At 38.2% G+C, this 20,000-nt stretch carries 22 protein-coding genes; 3 read left to right on the top strand and 19 right to left on the bottom strand.

The genetic code is table 11. The features are described 5' to 3' along the window. Positions 1-12: 12 nt before the first annotated feature. The 14 genes from traM to OGZ34_RS18140 all read right to left on the bottom strand — a co-directional run bounded on the left by traM (position 13) and on the right by OGZ34_RS18140 (position 12,652). A complete protein-coding gene (gene traM, locus OGZ34_RS18205; protein WP_263361217.1) occupies positions 13-1,299 on the bottom strand; it encodes a conjugative transposon protein TraM in 1,287 nt (428 codons plus the stop codon). 11 nt (positions 1,300-1,310) lie between these two features. Then, positions 1,311-1,568: a hypothetical protein gene (locus OGZ34_RS18200; protein WP_263361216.1), complete on the bottom strand. Its 258-nt coding sequence runs from the start codon at positions 1,566-1,568 to the stop codon at positions 1,311-1,313. Between the two features lie 5 nt (positions 1,569-1,573). Continuing rightward, entirely contained in the window at positions 1,574-2,182 is a 609-nt protein-coding gene (gene traK / locus OGZ34_RS18195) for a conjugative transposon protein TraK (RefSeq protein ID WP_263361215.1), read from the bottom strand. A 29-nt stretch (positions 2,183-2,211) separates the two neighbouring features. Further along, positions 2,212-3,408, bottom strand: coding sequence for a conjugative transposon protein TraJ (traJ, locus tag OGZ34_RS18190; RefSeq protein WP_263361214.1), 1,197 nt, complete (start codon positions 3,406-3,408; stop codon positions 2,212-2,214). Between the two features lie 4 nt (positions 3,409-3,412). Beyond that, entirely contained in the window at positions 3,413-4,048 is a 636-nt protein-coding gene (locus tag OGZ34_RS18185) for a TerB family tellurite resistance protein (RefSeq protein WP_263361213.1), read from the bottom strand. An 11-nt stretch (positions 4,049-4,059) separates the two neighbouring features. Continuing rightward, positions 4,060-4,674 carry a hypothetical protein gene (locus OGZ34_RS18180; RefSeq protein ID WP_449757755.1) on the bottom strand — a complete coding sequence of 205 codons (615 nt, stop codon included), beginning with the start codon at positions 4,672-4,674 and terminating at the stop codon, positions 4,060-4,062. A gap of 16 nt (positions 4,675-4,690) precedes the next feature. Continuing rightward, positions 4,691-5,374, bottom strand: coding sequence for a conjugal transfer protein TraI (locus tag OGZ34_RS18175; RefSeq protein ID WP_263361211.1), 684 nt, complete (start codon positions 5,372-5,374; stop codon positions 4,691-4,693). Between the two features lie 13 nt (positions 5,375-5,387). Continuing rightward, a complete protein-coding gene (locus OGZ34_RS18170) occupies positions 5,388-7,856 on the bottom strand; it encodes a TraG family conjugative transposon ATPase (RefSeq protein WP_263361210.1) in 2,469 nt (822 codons plus the stop codon). A 33-nt stretch (positions 7,857-7,889) separates the two neighbouring features. Further along, the gene (locus OGZ34_RS18165) at positions 7,890-8,204 is read right to left on the bottom strand and encodes a DUF4133 domain-containing protein (RefSeq protein ID WP_263361209.1); all 315 of its coding nucleotides are present in this window, start codon (positions 8,202-8,204) and stop codon (positions 7,890-7,892) included. A gap of 14 nt (positions 8,205-8,218) precedes the next feature. Beyond that, positions 8,219-8,557: a DUF4134 domain-containing protein gene (locus tag OGZ34_RS18160; RefSeq protein WP_230001342.1), complete on the bottom strand. Its 339-nt coding sequence runs from the start codon at positions 8,555-8,557 to the stop codon at positions 8,219-8,221. Between the two features lie 127 nt (positions 8,558-8,684). Continuing rightward, positions 8,685-9,146, bottom strand: coding sequence for a hypothetical protein (locus OGZ34_RS18155; protein ID WP_263361208.1), 462 nt, complete (start codon positions 9,144-9,146; stop codon positions 8,685-8,687). A gap of 353 nt (positions 9,147-9,499) precedes the next feature. After that, positions 9,500-10,705: a hypothetical protein gene (locus tag OGZ34_RS18150; RefSeq protein ID WP_263361207.1), complete on the bottom strand. Its 1,206-nt coding sequence runs from the start codon at positions 10,703-10,705 to the stop codon at positions 9,500-9,502. A 93-nt stretch (positions 10,706-10,798) separates the two neighbouring features. Further along, positions 10,799-11,659 (bottom strand): helix-turn-helix domain-containing protein, encoded by an 861-nt coding sequence (locus tag OGZ34_RS18145; protein ID WP_263361206.1) that lies wholly within the window; start codon positions 11,657-11,659, stop codon positions 10,799-10,801. 282 nt (positions 11,660-11,941) lie between these two features. Next, positions 11,942-12,652 (bottom strand): hypothetical protein, encoded by a 711-nt coding sequence (locus tag OGZ34_RS18140; RefSeq protein ID WP_263361205.1) that lies wholly within the window; start codon positions 12,650-12,652, stop codon positions 11,942-11,944. Between the two features lie 348 nt (positions 12,653-13,000). On the opposite strand from OGZ34_RS18140, the gene OGZ34_RS18135 reads away from it, so the two are divergent. Then, a complete protein-coding gene (locus tag OGZ34_RS18135; RefSeq protein WP_263361204.1) occupies positions 13,001-14,665 on the top strand; it encodes an AraC family transcriptional regulator in 1,665 nt (554 codons plus the stop codon). Between the two features lie 41 nt (positions 14,666-14,706). On the opposite strand, the gene OGZ34_RS18130 is transcribed toward OGZ34_RS18135, so the two are convergent. From OGZ34_RS18130 to OGZ34_RS18120, 3 genes are all read right to left on the bottom strand, one after another. Further along, positions 14,707-14,988: a hypothetical protein gene (locus tag OGZ34_RS18130; protein ID WP_263361203.1), complete on the bottom strand. Its 282-nt coding sequence runs from the start codon at positions 14,986-14,988 to the stop codon at positions 14,707-14,709. 811 nt (positions 14,989-15,799) lie between these two features. Then, the gene (locus OGZ34_RS18125; RefSeq protein ID WP_263361202.1) at positions 15,800-16,909 is read right to left on the bottom strand and encodes a glycosyl hydrolase family 18 protein; all 1,110 of its coding nucleotides are present in this window, start codon (positions 16,907-16,909) and stop codon (positions 15,800-15,802) included. A gap of 605 nt (positions 16,910-17,514) precedes the next feature. Then, positions 17,515-18,066 (bottom strand): hypothetical protein, encoded by a 552-nt coding sequence (locus OGZ34_RS18120; protein ID WP_263361201.1) that lies wholly within the window; start codon positions 18,064-18,066, stop codon positions 17,515-17,517. A gap of 136 nt (positions 18,067-18,202) precedes the next feature. Here OGZ34_RS18120 and OGZ34_RS22445 point away from each other — a divergent pair, with 136 nt between their 5' ends. Together OGZ34_RS22445 and OGZ34_RS18110 are read left to right on the top strand one after the other, a co-directional pair. After that, positions 18,203-18,670, top strand: coding sequence for a helix-turn-helix domain-containing protein (locus OGZ34_RS22445; RefSeq protein ID WP_396193435.1), 468 nt, complete (start codon positions 18,203-18,205; stop codon positions 18,668-18,670). A gap of 120 nt (positions 18,671-18,790) precedes the next feature. Continuing rightward, positions 18,791-18,967, top strand: coding sequence for a histone H1 (locus OGZ34_RS18110; RefSeq protein WP_133525787.1), 177 nt, complete (start codon positions 18,791-18,793; stop codon positions 18,965-18,967). Positions 18,968-19,103: 136 nt separating this feature from the next. On the opposite strand, the gene OGZ34_RS18105 is transcribed toward OGZ34_RS18110, so the two are convergent. Together OGZ34_RS18105 and OGZ34_RS18100 are read right to left on the bottom strand one after the other, a co-directional pair. Next, positions 19,104-19,238, bottom strand: coding sequence for a hypothetical protein (locus tag OGZ34_RS18105; RefSeq protein WP_263361199.1), 135 nt, complete (start codon positions 19,236-19,238; stop codon positions 19,104-19,106). 196 nt (positions 19,239-19,434) lie between these two features. Further along, the gene (locus OGZ34_RS18100; protein WP_263361198.1) at positions 19,435-19,986 is read right to left on the bottom strand and encodes a hypothetical protein; all 552 of its coding nucleotides are present in this window, start codon (positions 19,984-19,986) and stop codon (positions 19,435-19,437) included. Positions 19,987-20,000: the final 14 nt, after the last annotated feature.

Raw genomic sequence — 20,000 nt, 5'->3', positions numbered from 1 at the left:
ATTTATTTCTTTTTATTGGTTGAAATTCTTTTGTTTCTCATCGTAGAGCAGTACCTGGTATCCGGCTTTAACCAAAACTTTTACGAGTTTCACCTTTTTGCTCATCAGGCTTTTTGCCGCTTCAATTCCCATTCCTGCCGCCTGTGCTCCCCAGGAATCCGTGATGCCGGTAAGTCCCAGAGTCTGTATGGAGCGGTCTGCAGAAGCCTTGGCTGAATCTCTGTTAATTGTTCCCGGAACATAAATCCCCTCAATGCCGTCAATGTCATAAACTGATAATTGAATCGGGAAAATTGAGTTGCGGTATTGAATGTTGTCAATCTTGACCTCAAGTCTTTCTCCTTTTAAAGCCGCAGTGCCATATAAAAAAGTGTTTTTTGGAATGACGTTTCCCTGAAGCGTCACATCATTATGGAGACGAAGTTTAACAATTGAGCCGTTTACAATAGTCTGGGTTTCATGAATAACGGCCTGGGTTGAATTCTGTTGCTGTGAATCGGTATCTTGCTCAATTGTATAAAAAGAGTTTGGCTTTACAGCTGTAGAAACTGGACCTTGCTCCAGATAAGAAATGTTGTTTTCTGCTTTTTTATGGTTTACCGCATATGTTTTTCCCTTTTTGCTCTCGGATGATTGTTTTAAGCGTTCCTGAACCCTTGAAGGATGCTGGATATCGAGTATGTTTTCCAGCATGCCGCCCAGCTGAGCCATTTCAGGATCAGGCCCTGTGGATTCTCCCATTACCGACATCATCTTTTCAAGGTGCTGTATTTCATCGGTGACACCTTTTGATGAGCCGTAGTTTTCAAACTCGCGCATATCATGTCCGTATTTATCCAGCACCGCCGGCTGGCTGACCGCTTTTTGAAGCGCCTGGAGTTTTTCATAGATTTTCTGCTCATTGCTGTCCTGAAGAGGTTTTGAATTCAGACCCGTTCTGTTTTTTGAAAAACCCTGCGTGCTAAAATCCGATTTTGTAAAATCATTCAAAGATTCTTCCAGAATTTTTTGGTTCAGGTAATTGGGGTCTTTTTTAATCTGCTCCTGCAGTTTTAGAGAATCGACAGCGGCCTGATCGTAATAACTCATTTTATCTAAAGTAGAATCTTCTTTGAATTTTGGAATTGGAAGAGTAAAGTTGAATCCTTTTTTGATTTCATTTGCAGCTTCTGCGGCTTCCATTCTGCCTCCTCCTAAAATATAAAACAACAGGGTTATAAAAGGCAGTATTATAATGGGCAGAACCAGAAGCATCTGGCGTCTTTTAGAGGCTCTAAGAGATATTGTTTTTGTTTCCATGTTCTTGTTTTTTATTGTATTGTTTTAATTTTTGAAGCGGCATCTGCCTTCATAAGTGATCCAGGGCAGTTTTCTGTAAAGGAATCGTAAATGTTATAGAGAAAATAACCGACTGATAAGGCTGTAAAGAAAACCAGCAGCAAAAGGAGCTTTCTTCTGGAAAGCCCCTTGGTCAGGTTGCTCATTTTCTGGGTCCATTTGTGCTGGGCGGCAGTGTAATATTTATGATAAACAAATGGGGTTTCCTTTTTTTTAAATAGTGATTTCATAACGTTTATTTTCTGTTTTCAACCGTTAAATCGGTATTCTCAATAGTTGTGAAGCGTTCAATTAAAAAGCCATGGGGATTGTTGTCGCTTCTCGACACATTGCGAAGGTTCCCCTGGGTAATCAGGTTTCTTTTTAAAATACTCGTGGTTCTTATGATGTTCTGTCTGGCAAAACATTTAAAGCGGTAGGGATAATCTTTGATATCAACCGATATGCTGTCAATCTGGATCGTCTGGCTGATATTTCCTGAAATTATTCCCGAATAAAAGCCGTTTTCTTTCAGGTCATCATAAATCCGCTTGGCGCTCTCATCAGCCAGATAAAGGGCTTTGGTAATATTGGTTTTAATTACCTTGTCATCAGGATCAAGGGTGAAGAAAAACTTATGAAAAGTCTTGACGTGATCCCTGGCTTCCACAGGCAGGTTATCCTTTCTCTCAGAGGCATAAGCCTCCAGAGCTTTTCCGGCGGCAAGGATATATACCTTGTCCTGCATTTTAGCGACGGTCTGAAAACTTTTGTGAAGCGTAAAACAGCATATCACAACGCAGCCTATAACAACCAGCATTGTAAAGCCCCTCACGTATTTAAATGCGGTATCTATATTTTTCATTTTGCTGAACATGAGCTGATCTTTTAAGTTTATTTTGAATTTCCTTTAAGCCTGTTGCTCATGTAATTTCCTTTCTCCTCAAAATAGGGAGCCGAAGCACCCGATGCGGACATACTCTGCGACATTCTTCCTGCTGCATTTCCCATGGAATCCAGAATCATAGCCGTTCCTTGTGATGTTTTGGAAACCACAGAGACCGTTGAGGTGCTCAGTAGAGTAGTGGCTTTCTGGCTCAGGGCTCCGCCGCCGCCTGCATGAACGATGTAGTTAGCCACCGATGGCACAGTGAAGTAGCCTATAATGCCTATAATCATAAATATCAAATAAGCAATGTCAGTACTGCTGAAAAAGGTGTCACCGGTGGACTGTACCTGGGACAGATCCAGCTTGAGCATCAGTTCCTGTATCTTGCCGATTATGCTGCCAAAAATATTAGCAACAGGCAGCCAGAGGTATATGTTGATGTATCTGGCCAGCCAGACTGTCAGCGTATGCTGGAACCCGTCAAAAACGGCTATGCCGAAAACAAGAGGTCCGAGAATAGACAGCACCACCAGTTGAAAGGTCCTGAGTGTATCTATGCAGAGCGCCGCCGATTCAAATAAAATCCGCAGCACCTCACTCATCCACTGCTTAACGGAATTCCTAAAACTGTAAGAAGCCTTTTCCATGGCAAATTTCACATCGTTGCCTATACCCGCAAGCATGCTCTCATCAGATGGGTCCGCGCCGTCATGAGTGTACTTGTACCATTTATCACGGTCTCCCGCGCCTGCCGTACCTACATACATTTTCCAGGGATTGGTCTGCCTTACTGCCTTTTCTTTTTCTTTTAAAAGAACAGCAATTGCATTATTGGATCCTGTTACCATAGCAGCTGTTGCGGTAACTGTGGGTTTCATAACGCCGTTGATAAGTGCCAGCACCGAAGGGAAAATCATAATACAAAACCCGATTACAAAGGGCCGGAACAGCGGATAAAAATCAATCGGCTCGGCAGCTGCGATATGTCTCCAGACACGCGAGGAGATGTACCAGAGGGTTCCAAATCCTGCAATTCCCTGTCCTACAGCCAGCAGATTACTGCACAAAGGCATCATCTCATCATAAAGCTGGTCCAGCACCAAGTGCAGACTCTGCATGTTATCGCCCAGACCCTGTGCCCGGCTTAAAAATGGCAGCAGCACAGCTGCCAGAACAATTTTGTCTTTTATTGGCAGTTTCATCTCTTTAGTTTTTAAGTTCCTGCAGCTCTTTGGAAGCATAAACATCATTTTTCTCTTTTGCCCGCTGCAGCGCCAGAATATTCGACGATGCATTAAAATTTCGAAGAAAAAGCAGCTTATCCTGCATCTGTAGATAGATCATATCCACCGCCTGAAGTCTTTCGTCATCGGACATCCTGAGTTTATCAGCTGTAACGATCATAGTGAGTTCATCAAGATTCCGCAGACTCTGGCTAAGAAGGTTTGCGTAAACCTTTTCAAAATATCCGATTTCCTGCGGGCTGAAACTGCCGTTTCGCGCAAACCGGTTCAGCCCGTTTCTGCTTTCCTTTACCAGCAGTATTTGAAAATTTACAATTTCGCCCACTCTTTTGTAATTCTTTACCGCGGGGCTTACCTGCATAAGGGCGTCTAAAAAAGTTTTATGCAGGCTGAAGTTGCCCTGCGACATATCCTTCACTGTTTTATAACCTCCAGAGAGCAGTTCATAGCCCTTTTTCATATTACTGAGGATCTTTTTAAACTGGGAGAGTTTTTCAATGTTCAGGATCAGCTGCTGTATTTCTGCTGACTGGGCGCGAGCTTTGCTGGGTATCATAGACAGGCAGATAAGCAGTCCTAAAATCAATATCTTTTTCATTATTTTTAAGTTTATAATCCGTAAAGAGCATCAATATTCTTAGTGTCTTTTTGATCTGCCGACTTTGAAAGTGCAAGCAGTTTTGCATCACGGCTGAAAGAAATGCAGAAATTGTAATCCTCCAGCATGGTCTTATGCAGCTCATCAATCCTCTGAATTCTCTGGTCATCCTTGAGTTCCAGCTTTGAATCAGTCGTAACTGCCAAAAGCTGATCCAGAGTGCTGCTGCAGTTCTCAAGCAGCCCTTCAAAAGAACGTTCTATATAATCCAGTTCACTGCCGTGAAACAGATCGCCTGCCTTAAGATCGGCAGAGGTCTTTTTATAGAGGTTCATTATTTTAAACTGCATCGATACAATCTCGGCTGCCTTGTAATAATTCCTGACTCTGGGATTAATTTTCAAAAGCGAGGTGAAATAATCACCGTGCAGATTCAATTCTCCCTTCTTGGCATCTCCGATAAAATGAAGTCCTTTGGATACCGCTGAATATCCTTTTTTGGCATAGTCAATATAGACCTGAAGTGCTGCAATCTGAAGCAGCAGTTCTTTTCGCTGCTTTGCCTGTCCATGGATCCCCTGCATGGTTAATAGTACCCCCCAGAGCAGTAGTAACAGTTTTTTCATGATTTTTTTCTTTGCATTATGGAATTCCGTAAAATTGTTTCACCCGGGTTGCATCTGCCTCAGTTTTGGCCCTCTGAAGGCTGAGCTGTATATTCTGCTGATTAAACATCCGAAGGTCATCATAGCTGGTATCAATCTGGTCAGCGGCTTTATTGATGATTTCAAGTCTTTTGAGATCACTCATCTGTGTGGTAAAGGAATCCAGTATTAAAAAGATCTGGTCAATGTTCTTGATGCTTTGCTCAAGAATGCCTTTGTAAACATGTTCCATATACGCAATCTCGCTGTCTTTAAAATGGGTATCCTGTCTGAGCAGGTTCCACGCCTTTTCGTATTCCTGCACAAGTTTTGTCTGTTTTTTGGTAATATCTTTTATCCTCTGGTAATGAGTAATAATAGATTTTACTTTCCCCAGTTCTTCGTAGTAGCCTTTATAAAGGTCTTTCTGTTTCTGTGTCCAGTCCGAGATTTCATCAAGCTTTAGTTTGGAGAGCACATTTTCAACCTGTTTCTGGGCATTCTGAAGCCAGATGGTTTTGTTCTGCAGTTTTTGGATCCTCAGGTCAATGGCTTTGATGACTTTTTTGGTTACTGCCTTTACGATTTCCAGTATCGGAAGTGCCGCGATTTTTTCAGCAGGTCTTGCAGGAGTGTTGATAAGCAGCAGCAAAATCAGGCAGGTAATTAGTTTCTTTTTCATTGTTCATTTTTATTTAAATTCCGTTTCTCATGTCCTGAGCCAGTGCAGCAATGCCTTTTTCGATGTTACCGCCGAACTTTGCCGCATAAGCATTCATTTTCACCTTTTCGCTTTCCTCGGTGGTGTAAGCCAGATATTCGTTTAAAGAAACTTCGGTTCTGTATACCTTTGATGATATTCCCCCCAGGGAAATAAAGACCTCCTTGTATTTCTTGTCGGGATCATTGGCCTTATTGACCGATAGCACGAGCGCCTTTTCTTTTTCCGTGAGCCCGAGAAGTTCCTGTATCTGATCAAATTTATTCTGGTACTTGCTCTGGTCCAGCAGGATCTTGCAGTCGCTGTTATTGATAATGGCTTGCTTGACCACAGGGGAAGAAATAATATCTTCCACCTCCTGTGTCACCACAATGGCCTCCCCGAAAAATTTGCGCACAGTCTTAAATAAATACCGTAAATATTCTGCCATCCCTTCCTTGGCAATCGCTTTCCAGGCCTCTTCAATGAGGATCATCTTGCGAATGCCTTTGAGTTTTCTCATCTTGCTGATAAAAACCTCCATAATGATAATGGTCACCACAGGAAATAAAATAGGGTGGTCTTTGATGTTATCAAGTTCAAATACAATAAACCGCTCTTTTAAAAGATTAAGATTTTCTGTGGCATTCAGAAGGTAATCAAACTCGCCTCCCTGATAGTACGGGCGTAGCACGTAGAGAAAATTATTGATGTCAAAGTCTTTTTCTTTCACCTTGTCACCTTCCAAAATGGAAACAAAATCTTCTTTCAAAAACTCGTAGAAGCTGTTAAAACTCGGAAAGACATCCTGTTCTTTATCCAATTTTTCGTAATATAGCTGCAAAGCATTGGAAAGAGCAACATACTCGCTCCTATTAAAGGTTTCATCGTCTTTTTTCCACAGCGCCAGCAGCAGTGTTTTGATGCTTTCCTTTTTCTCTGTATCCAGATTGTCTCCCTCTGAAATATAAAAGGGATTAAAACGGATCGGGTTCTTTTCATCGTAAGTGAAATAATACCCTTTTACCATATCGCAGAGCCCTTTATAACTGTGACCGACATCTACCAGTACAATATGCGTCCCTTGTTCATAATAGCTCCTGACCATATGATTGGTAAAAAACGATTTGCCGCTCCCCGAAGGACCCAAAATAAATTTGTTCCGGTTGGTGCAGATTCCCATTTTCACAGGCTCATCGCTGATGTCGACGTGGACAGGTTTGCCGGTCAAACGGTCTCCTAGACGAATACCCACTGGACTCAGAGAAGATCTGTAGCCGGTTTCCATATTCAGAAAACATACCGCCTGCTCAGTGAAAGTATCAAAAGTGTCATTCATAGGGAAATCCGCGGCATTTCCCGGGATTCCCGCCCAGTAAATCTGGGGAGCTCCAGTTGTTTCCTGTTTCGCCGCTGCATCCATCTGGGCCAGCGCTGAGGATACTTTGTTCTTAATTTCCTTAAGTTCTTCGGTATCGGTACTCCACGCCAGCACATTAAAATGCGCTTTAACCGGCAGCCGTTGCTGGGAAACCGCCTCATTGAGAAAATCATTAGTGGCATCCCGGGCAATCATATTCTCCCTGCTGTAGGCCGATAAAGACTGCAGGCGTAATCTTTTGCTTTCGAGTTTCTGGATGGTTTTCTGCGCATCTTCAAGGAACAAATACTGATTATAGATATGGTTACAGGATAAAAGCTGCCCAAGGGTGGACGCAAATCCGATACTGAACTTGGTTTTATCAGTGGAATACCGGTCAAAATTAATCCTTGAACCGCACAGCGCCGGAAGATCAGCGGCGTCGCCCAGGGTAAAAAGCTGACAGTGTTTATCACCTACCTCGAGGCCCTGATTAAAGGTAATGTCATTAAAGACAAAGGAATCTTCCCTCTCAGAAAGGAAACAGTACCGCTCAATTAGTCCTTTTTTTCTGCTGTCGCTTTTGAGTTCGTTATTCTTCAGACGGGTGAGTTTTACAAAACCGCTGTCCTCCATAATTCTTTTGAACTGTCCCGTGCAGTCAATAAAATCCTGCAGCAGCTGCGGATTTAAAGTTTCTTCCGGGACGATGGAACTTCTTAAAAGATTAGAAAAAAGAGAACTTGAATTTTTTCTGCCGCTGGGTTTCTTGGTCAGCATGATATAACAGGAATGATCCAGAAAAGGTCTTTCATTGAAAAACTGCTCGCTGCTGCGGGTGAGAAAACTGCTGTCATCACTTACAAAATCAGCTTTATAATGCTGCTCTAAAAACCAGTCTTGCTTGTGAAAAACACAGAACTTTGGAAGTATCTTGACTGCTTTGATCCACGACTGGTGGAAAGCTTCATATTCTTGATCCGACAAAGTAAAAATCTCAGGCAGTTCTACCTTGAATATTACTGTTATATCCCCTTGTTTTGATACAATACAGTCGTGTTCTACTGCCATAACAGGCAGTACGTTTTCGATCCTTTTCTCCATTTCTCCTTCATTTTTATTTCAAACGTTCTATAACTATATCTTAATAAAAACAGACCTGCTGTACACTTTAATACATTTTGGAATCTGCTTTTTCGCTAGTGCCTTCATCATGCCATACTCTCCATACTTATTGCTCATTTTATAAATCTTCAGCACAAGAAAGACACCTGCTGCTGCTATCAAACCAATACATATAAGGGAAGGAAGGCCGATAATGTACAGTATGGCAAAAAGTATCATAAGGGCGACAACTCCGCCTCCTAAATACCAGATGTACTGCGCTTTTAAACCCTTGAATTCTATGCTTTGGTTGATTCCTTTGTTGATCTGGTAGACGCTGCTGTGCATTGCATTCATTGCCTTTAAACCCCGAAAAAAGATTTAATTACAGTGGCCACAACAACCAGAAAAACACAGCTGCCGAACCAGGCTGCCGCTACTTTACCGGTATCAGGATCCCCGGCATTCCATTTCTGATAAACTTTTACGGCGCCAATAAGCCCCAGTATGGCTCCAACGGCATACATAAGTTCTGTACCCGCATCAAAATAGCTTCTGACTTTCTGGTTGGCCTCATTAATCCCGGCAACGCCGTCCTGTGCGTAGCCGGTTCCATTAATCACGAGTAACAAAAGACATGAAGTAGCCAGCACCTTATTCTTTTTCCAAATACGCTTTAAATTTCTTTTACATTTTCTCATCATACATCATTTTAAAGTCTTGATTATTATAAAAAGCAGAGGAACGCCGCTGTTGCAGCTCTATTTTCTTGTCACATAAAGCCATACCGCACCAGAGAGAACAGGGATATAATTCCTCCGCTGAATTTTAAAAAGCAGTTCCTTCCCACAGACTGTCCGCCTCGCTTAAGGTTAAAAGCAGAGCCGGGTGTTTTTCAGATTCCGAGACTATCAGTTTATTGATGCTTTGACGAAGGGAAGAAATCTTTACATAAGGATACTCTTCGAGCACCATCGACAGGTAATTTTGAAACTGCTCTTTTGATATTTTTTTTTCTGCACTTTCCTCGGTGGCCTGAATAATTTTTGAAGCAAGCTGCTCAGCATCATCAAGGGTATCGAATGATTCCGAAAAAGAAGCTGAGATCGGTTTTGGCTCTTTTGAATTTTGACTGTTGTTTTTAAAAGAAGGAATTTTAAGTTTCTTTTTCCCTGATAAGATTTTCTTTAAATCGGTACTGTAAAATTTAAGTATTAGGATCAGATACCAGATTATGACCAGTATACCTATGACAGTCAGATAACTACTCCATGGAATATTTGTAAACATAGTTTTTCATTTTATCGTTCAACATTTATCTCCCTGTAAAAATCATAACCCCTTAATAGGTTATGATTTATTTTGCAAGTCAAAGGAACGCTAGTAAGCACTGCCTTACAAGTCCAGCATTTGGCTGTACCCTGGCTGGACTCCACTGGACCTCCAGTAAAATCTGGGAAAAAAAAATTAAAAAAAAAGTGATTTTTTTTTAGCGGTTGATTGTATTGCCGAAAAAATTGAGGACTTAGAATTACTGCATACAGGTTATAATGCTGTTTTGATATTCTTCTAAGAGCTGTAGTTTGAAATGGGCAGTAAAAAATGAAGAGCAGAAGGATTTAAGTCTTCTGCTCTTTTGGTTGTTAGTATTCCCGTATTTGTTTAATGATCCGCTGCAGGGTTTCCACGGCGATCTCCTTATCCCTTTCCTCTGCAACATAAGCTTTACTGCGCATGGAATCAAAGGAGAGGTTCTTTTTAAAAGGTGTTGACAGAAACGGTACAATGGTTTTAAAAACCTGGTTCATTGATTTTGAAACAAGGATTTCAAGTTCCTGGCATGCCCTGAGTATAAGTGCGGTCTGGTCGGTTGATAACTGGCATAGGATCTTTTCTTCTCTGCTGACTGGATTTTGCTGTGAAAGTTTTTTATTTTCAGAAGGAATGCTGGCAGCAGTTTTAAGATTTTCCTTTTTTTCAAGAAAGTTAATTTCCTGTTTAAACCAGTCCAGCAGTACTTTCTTTAAATTTTGATGGTCACAATTAAGGGCCGCGGTGGCGTTAGCTGCAATTTGGTTAAGCTCTTTAGCATACAGCAGTAGCCATCCAATTCTATCGGAGCCTTGCTCAAATTTGCTGATTTTCATAGCTATGGCCTGGGTATAAAAGTTGATGAAAAGTTTGCTGTTGAAATTCATATAAATCAGCACCTGCATTAAATCGGTATGAATCAGGTCTTCTGTTTTATTTGTCTTCAGCGATTCAAGTTCTTTAAGCAGCTCTTTATAGTAGAGTATTTCCCTAAAGGTGACTTTTTTATTTTCTTTGGCATTAGCAAAGCAGTACAGCGTATTAAAAACAATCTCTGCAAGCATCTTTTCATCCGGATTAAAATGCAGAATGGTTCTGAGTTTATCGATTCTGAGTTTTATTTTCTTATAGGAAATACTAAGATAGGAAACAGGTATCTTGGAATCTAAACTTATAAAGCAGGCAAATCTCGACTCCAGAAAATTTAAGAGTTCATCCAAAGCGGTAAGAAGGGCAGTGGTGACTTCCTGCAGATCCTTTCTTTCTGTCGCTATGCTTTTATTGATAACAATCAGCTGATCCCAAAGACTAATCAGGGCGGAATGATAATTTTTTACCAGTACTTTAATATGCTTTTCTTTACTGAGTGAAAAAACGCGAATAGTAAACTGAGTCTGGATGAATTGTGTTTCCTCTACAGCTTTATCAATTATTGCCTTAGACTCAACAGGAGTAAGGTTGCTTATGGCGCTTTTTTTCGGATTTAAATTCAGCGTCACTACTGAGTCCAGCCATTCTAAAAGATAGGTTTGATTCATGTTGCTTCATTTTTAAGTAAATATTATTTCAATATTGTATTGAAAATACTCCAAATCAATGTCTGTACACATTTCAAACCCAGGTGGAATTATTTAGTGCTGGTTCAGCCTTATTCGGTATTCAGATGGAGATAAAGAAGTATGCTTTTTAAAAAAATTACTAAAGAAAGAAGTGTTTGCAAATTTTAGTTCTTCAGAGATTTTAAGAATGGTTAAATCACTATTTTGAAGCAAAATCTTAGCTTCCAGAATTAATGCATTTTCAATGCACTGTTTGGCCGTTATCTCTGTAATTTGCTTGATTGTTTTAGTGAGATGCCCTGAGGATATATTCAGGGCATCTGCGTAAAACTTGACACTGTGCTGTACTCTGCAGTGAATTTCCAGTAATCTAAAAAAATGGACTGCTGTTTTTTCTGTGCTGGAATATTTTGCCCTTTCATGCCAGGTAGCTTTATAATAATGGCTGGCAAGTTCATAGAGAAACAGATTAAAACTCAGCAGAATCAGCTCTTTTTTAAAAACCTTTGAATCAGATATTAACAGCCTGGAGTTCACTATTTCCAGTAAATCCATCAGGCTGTTGATCTCTTTTTTCTTTAAGAAAATTTTAGAGGCATACTGGGCAGTGAAGAAATTAAAATATCCGATATGAGGCCATCTGATACTGTTCTCTAATGCAAATTCTGATGTAAAAGATACAATCGAAATGCATAATTCCTTGCTCATTAGAAGAATTTCGCAGTTTGCTTTCTTAGGGATAACTGCCGATTCATTAATGAATAAGTGTACTTTTCTGCTGTTAATACTCATCGCTGCAGCGCCTTTATTTACAAGCAGCACAGTAGAATGATCTTCCGGAATCAAATTCTTTAATGCGCGCTTGGAGGTTAAACTTTCAAAAATGCATAATTGAATTCCTGCAGTTTTATAGTTTGATTTTCTAGATTCCAAAGTATTTTTTTTAAGATTAAAGGCCTATTTTCTAACTGTATAGTTTTGCGATCAGCGAAACACAGATAAACAGCATATTTGACATCCCATTTATAAATAAGAGATATACTAATTTTCTGAGGGAATACATTTTAAGGATCTCTGCAAGAGAGATACATATTAAATGATCATCAAACAATATGGATAGGATCAGGTATATGGTTGTCAAATTAAATAGTATCAGAAATACATAATAACTGTATAATATCTGTTTTTCAAAAAGTAAAATCCAGTCCATATTTTCTATTCTGTAGTGTTTCTGCTGAGAATCCCCGCGAGTAGTGATCTGGTAACTGCAGTTGCAGAATTGCTTAAGGCTCCCTGAACGGCACCGACCCTGTTTCCAACAGAGGTTTCCCAGTCTTTGTCTTTTCTCTTTGATGCATAATAAAGTGAATATCGGGTGATGGCTGATGAAGTAAGGATTATTCTTTTTTCTTCAGCTGTAAACTGCTGGTTATTTGTAACAATGGCCTCAAAAGAGATGATGGATGGATGAACAGCCTCATAGTCACTGTTCTGCCAGAGTGCAGCCGAGGACATAAATTCTGACAGACAGTTTTTTGAAGCCATGGACATCGAAGAATTTGCTATAATCTGCTCAAGCTGTATTTCAGGGGAATCGACCATTTCTTGTATTTCCTGAAAATTGGCGGGATAATAGGAAGGCAGGTTTTGAAAATCACTGTGCAGAAATGAAATAGAATCGATTTTACTGCTGACAGCATTAATGGTGTGATCCGTAAAATTTCCCGAAAGATAGGTATCCAATAAGTCATTGTGAATTTTCCCGGTAATGTCATACGCATTGGCCGTATTTTCAGGATTCAGGCCTGCATTCTTTTTTGTATGGGCATTCTTTTTTTTGAAATTAGAAATTGAATCTTCGCGAGTAAAGTCGTTGGTGCATGAAAGGGTCAATACCGCCAGCATGCTGATTAAAAAGTTTTTCATGATTAAAGTGTGTTAAATGGAATGACTTTTCAGTCAGTTCATTTCACCCGGGTAAGCAGAACTTTAAAACAGCACGATGCCATTTTTTTTGCTTTTGAATTCACCGCAAATCTAGAATCATCAATTCAGCCCTGCAAACTCTCATCTGTGGATTTTCGGAATTTCAACTATGGATTTTCCGAAAATCCACACCCTGTTTTTTAAAAGTTAAGCCTTTGTTATCAATATATTACGTTATATTTGAAGCTCTTTTTTACAGAATGCTTTACTTATGATCTGCACATCTGAAAATTGTAGTAAGCAAAAGCATTTTTTGATAAATATTGTTCCATTTTTAATTATCAATCTATGCTTAAAATACAATTCGGACTTCTTTTTTTGTGTCTGGCCCAGGAGGTTTCTGCCGGCTGGAATTCACTGAGATTACCTGACTCGCTTTACGGTAAATCCTTTGATTATTTATTTGACAGGATTGAAGAATCAGAGCACAGCAGCCAGTTAGTTTATCTTGCGTATTTCCTTGGGAAAGCTAAAAGGGAAAAAAATGATCAAGAAATTGTAAACGGATATAAAAACTACCTTCATTATGCCCCTGATAAATTAAAATTGGTTTATGCCGACAGTATGATCTATACCGCCAGAAAGTCTGGAAATGATGCGCTGATCGGTTCAGCTTATCTCTCAAAAGGAATTGTCTTTTATTCCTTTAAAAAATATAAGTCGGCTTTAGACCATTACCTTATTGCGGATAATTTTATTTCAAAAACAAATGATGATTACCTAATTTATAAAGTCAAATACAATCTAGCCCAGATTAAGTATTACCTGGGTTTTTATGATGAAGCTGTTTCTTTATTTAAAGAGTGCATTGACTATTTCAGCACACATAACACCAGAGCCTACCTCAATTCATTACACTGCCTTGGCTTATGTTATAACAGGATGGGAAACTACGGCTTGTGCTCTGAGATAAATGAGAAAGGGATTCAGGAGGGCCGCAGACTCTCCAATGAGGATATGAAAGTGTATTTTATGCACTCCGAAGGCATCAATCAGTATTTTAAAAGCAACTACTCGGATGCCTTAAAAAACATCAATGCGTCACTTCCCGGGATAATTAAAAACAAAGATTTTGCAAATGAATCTGTGGGCTATTTCTACCTTGGGAAAAGTTACTGGGATCTTCACAAACACGAAAAGGCACTCCCTTACTTTATGAAAGTAGACAGGATTTTTGAGAGTAAAAATTACATTCGTCCGGATCTTAGGCAGAATTATGAACTTCTGATAAAATATTACAAAGGCAGGCAGGATCTGAGTAAAGAACTTTTTTACATCAAAAAACTACTCAAAGCCGATAGTGTGCTCAGTAGCCGATACGTTTATCTGTCGGGTAGAATCCGTAAAGTCTATGATACAAAAGTGCTGATAGAAGATAAAAATAAAATTGAAAATTTATTGAACAAAAGAAAACACAATGATCTTATCTTCAGTGGTATTACTATTATTCTCTTTTCAGGACTTCTGTTTTTTGCCGTAACACATTTCAGGAGTAAAAAAATCTATAAATTAAAATTTGAACAGGCAATGAATGAAAAGGCTTCCTTGCAGCCTAGAGTTCAAAGCAGAAACGGCGGAAAAGTCATTGATGATATCAGTAAAGAGACCGTGGCGCAGATACTCAGAAAACTCGATAAATTTGAAAGCGATAAAAAATTTCTTTTAAAAGACTTAAATGCAGCCAAGCTTGCGGCAATTATAAATTCTAATCCGAAATACTTATCCAGTGTGATAAGGAACCATAAAGGTAAAAAGTTTGTAACCTATATCAGTGATCTTAAAATCGATCATATTATTACTTTATTGAAGGAAGATAAAAAAATAAGAAAATATTCAAATAAGGCACTTGCTGATGAAGCGGGATTTAGTACTACGCAGAAATTCGCGCAGGCTTTTCATGCCAAAACCGGATGCCCTACTTCCTTTTTTATTAAGGAAATTAATAAGATCTAAGGAATATTGTTTTTGAACAGTTAGTTATGATACATGCAGTTTTAAGCCTGTGGTTTGGTAAACTGAAGTGAATTTGAAGCAGAATCATTAGGCAGCCTCGCTTTACGCTGTAAACGAAGTTCACTGAACTCCGATTGAGATAAAAAGTAAGTGAAGTAATCTTTTATGCCGAACCCCGGCAGAAAAGGATTTCCGCTGCACACGAGCGAAGCGAACTGGCGTAGCAATCGGGGCTGGAGAGAAGCATTTTGCTTTTGAGTAAAATCTTTACGAAAAAACCATAGTTGTGGAATCTCAGCGGTTCCGTTCAACACGGGTTTCATTGTTCGTGCTACGCAGGCAAGGAACTCTAGCTGTTTTAGCAGCTGTGACTTTAAATTAAGAAAATTAAAATTTTATACTGTTTTTTCATTTATCCAGTTTGCAATATCTTTGATTACGTTTTTATCATTATAAATATTGCTATGTTTTATTTTATAGCAAAATATCCTTTTGTTTTGTACGATTTTACATTACAGTTATTCAAATGATTAGGAATATGGCTTATATCAAATTTTAAAAAAATACGATACTTGTAACTAGTATAATCCAATATAAGGAAGTTAGATTTCTTTAACATCATTATTATCCTTAAAGTAACATTGAATATGCAGTAGAAGAGAAAAATCAAGAAGATTATAATTGCTGTATATGAAAAAATATGTATTATCATATCTTCTACTTTTTCTTTAAAGTCAATGGCTGAAATGCTGATTGCAAGAAGGAAAAATAATAAAATGATAAATATGAGATATTTTTGAGTTTCCTTCCATGTAAGCGTTATCATAGCTGCTAACGTCAGTTTGTCTCAAAACCTCCATTTTTTATTATTTTGAACGTAAATATAGCTGATTTAAACTATAAAAATAACTTCCTGTAAAAACTCAATCTGTTGATTGTTTTGAACGAGTACCCTTTTACTTGTCTTGTATAAACTAAATCAAAGCGTTTGCAATGTGGCTTTTTAGATACTTACTACTTAATAAAACGTATTAAGAACCTTTTTTTATTGCCCGCGTTACAAACGCTACAATTATCTTTTAAGTATTATGTAGGCACTCGTTGCATACGAGCACAAGAGGGAATAAAAAATCACTAACCGAATACTCCGTTGATCTGCGATAACACCCAACTGAAACCTCCGCCTGCCAAATTCACATAACAGGTTTGTCCACTGAATGCAATAATAGTTCTACCTGCCGGAGCAGTCACCTGAAAATTTTGTGTATCAACTACATTGGGATTAATGGTGGCGGGATAACTTGTGCCGTTGATGGTGATTTGAACTACCACATTTTGTCCGTACCAGTAGCCTGTTACGTAACTGAAAGCGGTGAGGCCATTTGTGAGATTGATCGGATTATTCCCATTGCCGCCATCACCACCGTGTTGTAATAGTTGTACCACATATGAGCCGTCGCTGCTGGCATTGGTACATTGGATGGCATCCACAACATCTCCGCTACGGATAACGATACTTTGGATAATAGTAGGAGTAGTTTGCGCATTCAAGATGGCTCCATCGTCGAACACAACCACATCCGGTTGGCCGGTCAGGTATGGTCGCATCAATAGTTGCTGACTTTGCTCGAAAGGCCAGTTGGAAGAATCAAGCCGCCAACTCATCATAGTTTGGTAGGGGTATTGCTTACTCTGGTACTGAATCCCAGCAGCGTATTGCTGAGAAGCATAAAGCGCAGTGACACCACTTTCTAAATAAGCACCGAATCCCAATAGATCGGCATTGATACCGTGTGCAATAAATACGCTAGGATTGCTAACCCAGTAACTTTGCAAATTGAACACATCTACATTGGCATTCACAGCATCCGCATTCAGGTTGTTGACATTACCGGACTGGTTAGAACTCGCCGAAATGGCCAGATAATAGGTATCCCCGAAAGCCTTACCCAATGCGTTGAGCCATTGGCCACATTGCTTATGGGAGAGTTGGCTCGTGGGCTGTTCCCAATCAATGTCGAAACCATTGAGGTCATTGTTAGCCAGAAAGTTGGCAACATTGGTCGCAAAAGTGGTCAGCAGGGCGGGGTTGTTGATGATAGTTTGCAGATCGTTGGTGATTTCTTGGGTATAGGCCAGTAAAGCAAATATGGTGATGTCCGGGTTTTGTGCACGGGCATCTAAAACCTGTTGTGCAAGATATGTGTTACTGGTTTGCAGGGTGGGACTGCTAGGGTTACTCATATCTACGCCAAACCAGCCGATGCTCAGGTAATCAAGGGTGCCGTATATCCCGTTGAGCTTAATAGAACTAAAATTGCTGTTGGGGGAGCTGTAGGTCGCGTTTGCTGGATGTAGCTCATTAGTCAGCCACGCACCGATGGCGCCGGTAAAGTTTTTTTTTTTTTCATGTGATTAGAATTTTAGAGTTTTCTACCTAAGTTTTTAATTTCTTTATTAAAAATACCAACTAATAGGCTTTTATAATGCAAAAAATGTAATGAGTACGATTTTTTAATGTATGAGTAAGCATAATCTTGGAATAAGATGCAGTCAATTATTGTAAACGATTTAGAAGAAGAATTAAAGGTTAAGAATCAAAACACAAAATTAGATTATAAAATAAACACAAATTTGTCTTATGGATTTTTAAAAAAACAATTTTAGAATTGCTGTTTAAAGAAGCTCCTTTAGAAGAAGTATTCAAGGAGTTAGAAAATTTATTTCTTCAAAATACAATTCCAATTCGATTAAATCGTAATAATAAAAGGGAAGCAGGTAAATACAGAACTAGAGTAAGATCTTTAGTGCTTAAAAATCAAAAAGATGCAATATAGAAATTCCTTAACTTAATAATCGATTGGTTCATTTTGAAGATTATCATCAATTAGTCCAGTTTCTTCAAAGGATTTATCATTCATTTTTTTTGCAAGACTTTCTAATTTTTCTCTTAAATGTGCTAAGCGATGATCTTTTGGACCCCATTTTTGTCCATCAACCAATTTTATTTTTAAATATCTCAAGTCATTTTGAAGTTCTATTGGTAAAACGTCATGATAATACGTTAAAGATTCTTCAAGGCTTTTCCCTTGCCTTAATAATTCTAATTCTACATCTTCAATATTACCTTTTCTATTTTGTCCACTATAAACACTAATCCGACAATTCAAAAGAATTAATCTTATTTCGTCATTTGCCCTGATTGTCCTTTCCTGCTTTTGAATTTGTTCCTCAAGAGCATTAATTGTTAATAGTATACCACTAAAAAGTGCTATTAAAATTGTTAAATATCCAGTTAATCTTAAGCGACGCCATCCTTTTTTAGCTTTGTCGTAAGTATCACCAAATATTCCAACTAAAGTTGAAAAAAAAGCCAGTATTATTAAAAGAAAGGTGCTCATTGTTGTTTCTTCAGTTATTCCAAGCTTGCTACTAACTTATTTATATGCGCTACAAAGTAGCGCCAATCTACCCGAAATTGGGTGTATATACGAGCGTTTGTTTCGTTTTATATATTTTCAAAAATAACCAAAAAAGATTACAAATGATAAAGCAGGATATTTAAATGCTTATCCTTTTAACTTAGAAAAATTTATTGATTTTGATTGTGTTCACAAGTGTGACACTCGCGCCAGCCTGGGGGATATCAGTAAAGAAACAGTAACACAGATACTTCGCAAACTCGATAAATTTGAAAGCGATAAAAAATTTCTTTTAAAAGACCTAAATGCAGTCAAACTCGCGGCAATTATAAATTCTAATCCGAAATACTTATCCAGTGTGATAAGGAACCATAAAGGTAAAAAGTTTGTAACCTATATCAGTGATCTTAAAATCGATCATATTATTACTTTACTTAAGGAAGATAAAAAAACAAGAAAATATTCAAATAAGGCACTCGCTGATGAGGCTGGATTCAGCAGTACGCAGAAATTCGCGCGGGCTTTTCATGCCAAAACCGGATGTCCGCCTTCCTTTTTTATTAAGGAAATTAATAAGATCTAAGTATAGAAAATATTGTTTTTTTACAACAGTCAGTGATGATGTACGCAATTTAAGGTTGTGATTTGATAAACTGAAGTAAAAGGCTATTTTTGTGGTCTTAATTTTAATAAATAGAGTATCATGAAAGATTTAGTAGCAAAAATAAACGCCGAGATCGAAACATTTAAAACAGAATCTGAATCTTTAATTGAAAAAGGTGTTAAGGCAGCAGGGGCAAGAGCCCGCAAATCAACACTGGAAATTGAAAAACTTTTGAAAGAGTTTAGAAAAGTTTCTATTGAGGAATCAAAGAAATAAATTCATTAATTCATCCTTACTTAAAAGGAGCTGTCTCAAAAGTCGAGACAGCCCCCTTTTTTTAGGCTGAAAAATATTTCTTAGCTACATAAATGCATTACAAAATTATTTTATATGTATTTTAGAAAAACAAATATTATTTAAAAATCATTGTGTCAGCTAAAAAGGCGACTTCCCCTGTTGTAATATCGTGAGTTCCGCTGACAATTCCTATCTCTCCCTTTTCAATCATTTCTTTAAAGTCAGAATGTGTTAAAGTAGAGGAAGTCATTTGGGAATATTCCAAATTGTAAATAACCATGCTTTTTAATTACAGCCCTGATTGAAACTTCGCATCATCAGCAATACTTTAGTATTAATTTACCGAAACTTACCGATGTGTCATCAAAATGCAGTTTGGATTTTACCATCCATTTTATTGAAGATTTTTTGTTTAAAGTTTTAGATTAGAGAAAACTATTTGATTTCTATTTTAATGCGCTATTGTTTTTGTCAATGATTGGGCCTGGCACCATTTTATATACACCATTCTGTTCCCATACAATTATATCTTGTATAAAAATATATCCTTCTTCTGTAGAATAATCAATATCTAACTTTAAATTCTTTATAGGCTGTAAATTATAGTTGAAATCAATGTAAAAAGTCTGTGAACCTTCATTATTTAAAATTCCAGATCTCGCAATATCCAAATTTTTAATTTTAGCGGAATTAGCTAAATTATAACCTGTTAAAGAGGAATTTAAGTTCGTGTTTTTGAAAATAAATTTTAATGATTTCCTTTCGGGAATATTCTCAATAAATATTAATATATTCGGCTTTTTAGAAGATTTATATCTTTTTTCAGATTCAATCTGCATATTAGTCAATTGATTGGCAATGACTGTCAAATTTTGAATTTCAGCTTGTCTTTCCTTATCTTTTGCTACAAGCTTATACAGTGTATAAATGGTAAGCGGTACTCCGATTACGGCTGCAAATGCCTGCATTATATCTGTCCATGATGGAGTTTCACCCATAATTAAGCTTGTTT

Origin of the sequence: Flavobacterium collinsii (assembly GCF_946903285.1) — a bacterium.
Classification (GTDB): domain Bacteria; phylum Bacteroidota; class Bacteroidia; order Flavobacteriales; family Flavobacteriaceae; genus Flavobacterium; species Flavobacterium collinsii.
This window is presented reverse-complemented; position numbering and strand designations above follow the sequence as displayed.